This window comes from Amycolatopsis sp. SID8362, from assembly GCF_010550475.1.
Classification (GTDB): Bacteria; Actinomycetota; Actinomycetes; order Mycobacteriales; family Pseudonocardiaceae; genus Amycolatopsis; species Amycolatopsis eburnea.
Genome location: NZ_JAAGNB010001741.1, coordinates 1 through 2482 on the forward strand (window position 1 = coordinate 1; position 2482 = coordinate 2482).

Annotated in this window: 3 protein-coding genes; all 3 read left to right on the forward strand. The window is 71.6% G+C overall.

What is annotated here, in order from left to right; genetic code table 11:
- On the forward strand, nucleotides 1-1247 hold a 1247-nt coding region (locus tag G3I65_RS53240), incomplete at its 5' end, for an alkaline phosphatase (protein WP_160703895.1).
- A 199-nt stretch (nucleotides 1248-1446) separates the two neighbouring features.
- Nucleotides 1447-1857: a nucleoside-diphosphate kinase gene (gene ndk / locus G3I65_RS53245; protein WP_086858017.1), complete on the forward strand. Its 411-nt coding sequence runs from the start codon at nucleotides 1447-1449 to the stop codon at nucleotides 1855-1857.
- Nucleotides 1858-1912: 55 nt separating this feature from the next.
- The coding region (locus tag G3I65_RS53250; protein WP_160703897.1) for a maleylpyruvate isomerase family mycothiol-dependent enzyme at nucleotides 1913-2482 on the forward strand (570 nt) is incomplete at its 3' end.

The window sequence follows — 2482 nt, forward strand, 5'->3', positions numbered from 1 at the left end:
TCCGCGTCGCCGCGCTGCGGCCCGGCACGGAGTACCACTACCGCGTCACGGCGGAGTCCCTCGACGGGCGCGCCACGAGCGAGCCGCTGACCGGCCGGTTCGCCACGGCACCGGTCGGCCGCCGCGACACCCGGATCGTCTGGTCCGGCGACGTCGTCGGCCAGAACTGGGGCATCAACCCGGACCTGGGCGGGATGACGATCTTCTCGGCGATGGCCGCGCGGAACCCCGACCTGTTCCTGCACAGCGGCGACACGGTGTATTCGGACGGCCCGCTGACCGAAACCGTGTCCCTGCCGGGCGGCCGGACCTGGCGCAACGTCGTCACGGCGGAGAAGTCGAAGGTCGCGGAGACGCTGGACGAGTTCCGCGGCCAGCACGCGTACAACCGCCTCGACGAGAACTTCCGCCGGTTCGCGGCGCAGGTGCCGTCCTACGTCCAGTGGGACGACCACGAAGTCCTGAACAACTGGTACCCGGGCAAGATCCTCGACAACCCGGCCTACACCGAGAAGCGCGTCGACGTCCTCGCGCCGCGGGCGTACCAGGCCTTCCACGAGTGGCACCCGATCGACTCGCGCCAGGCGGTCGACGGCCGCGTCTACCGCAGTTTCACCTACGGCTCGCGCGTCGAGATCTTCGTGCTGGACATGCGGACCTACCGCAACGCCAACACCGCGGACCAGACCAAGCCCGGCTACATCCTCGGCGACCGCCAGGCCCGCTGGCTGGCCGACGCGCTCGGCCGCAGCACGGCGACGTGGAAGATCGTCCAGGCGGACATGCCGCTCGGCCTGGTCGTCCCGGACGGCAAGAACATCGAAGCGGTGGCGAACAACCTCCCGGGCGCCCCGGGGGGCCGCGAGACCGAGCTGGCGTGGGTGCTGCGCGAGATCCAGCGCCGCCGCGTCCGCAACGTCGTCTGGCTGACCGCGGACGTCCACTACACCGCGGCGCACCACTATTCGCCGGACCGCGCGGCCTTCCAGGACTTCGACCCGTTCTGGGAGTTCGTGTCCGGACCGCTGAACGCGGGCGCGTTCGGGCCCAACGCACTGGACCCGACGTTCGGCCCCGAGGCGGTGTTCGTCCACGCCCCGCCGGCGGCGAACACTGCGCCGATCGACGGGTTCCAGCACTTCGGTGAGCTGAACGTGGACGGTGTCAGCGGGGACCTGACGGTGGATCTGCGGGATGCCACGGGAGCTTCGCTGTGGTCCAAGAAGCTGCACCCGCAGGGCCGCTGACCGGGCCCGCACGGCCGATCCGGCGGCCCGCACGTCATGAAAGGGTCGTTCACCTCGTCAGACGACATGAACGACCCTTTCATGACATCGCCGCGACGCCCGGCAGACCGCTCGACCGCCACCTCCGCCGAGACCGCTCACCGCCTCCGGCTACGCTCACGCGCACCGACACGCAACCGCAACAAGGAGAAACACCGTCGTGACTGAACGCACGCTGGTCCTGGTCAAGCCCGATGGCGTCGCGCGCGGCCTCGTCGGCGAGGTCATCTCGCGGATCGAGCGCAAGGGCCTCAAGCTCGCCGCCGTCGAACTGCGGACCGTGCCGCAGGCGCTGGCCGAGGAGCACTACGCCGAGCACAAGGAGCGTTCGTTCTTCGGCGAGCTGCTGGAGTTCATCACGTCGGGCCCGCTGGTCGCGCTCGCCGTCGAGGGCCCGCGTGCGATCGCCGCGTTCCGGCAGCTGGCCGGTGGCACCGACCCGGTCGAGAAGGCCACCCCGGGCACCATCCGCGGCGACTTCGCGCTGGAGACCCAGTACAACCTGGTGCACGGCTCGGACTCGCCGGAGTCGGCCGAGCGCGAGCTGAAGCTCTGGTTCCCCGACCTGTGACCGACACCGGGGCCACGCCCGCGCGTGGCCCCGGTTTTCCGCACCCGGAGCGCCGATGACCACGATGCCGTTCCCCGCCCGCGACTACCTGCCCGTGCTGCGGGAGCTCACGGGTGCCTTCACCGACGCGCTGCGCACCGGCGACCCCGCCGCGAAGGTGCCCGACTGCGGCGACTGGACGCTCGCCGACCTCGGCACGCACCTCGGGAACGTCCACCGCTGGGCGGCCACCGTCGTCACCACCGGGGAGCCGCAGTCCCAGGACTTCGAATCGGGTCCCGGCGCCGACCTGGCGTCCTGGTATGCCGAAAGCGCCGGCCTGCTCCTCGACGCCCTCGAGCGCGCCACCCCCGAAGACCCGTGCTGGCACTTCGGCGGCACCGAAAAGACCAAGGCGTTCTGGTTCCGCCGCCAGGTGCACGAAACCGCCGTCCACCTCGCCGACTCGGGCAGCCAGCACGTGCTCGACCCGGCCGTGGCCGCGGACGGCGTCGACGAGGTGCTCGGCGCGATGCTGCCCCGCGTCACGCGCTGGCACGCCGTTCCCGAGCTGCCCGGCCCGGTTTCCCTGCGCGCCACCGACACCGGCGACGTCTGGACCGTGCACCCCGGCGAGCCGCCCGCG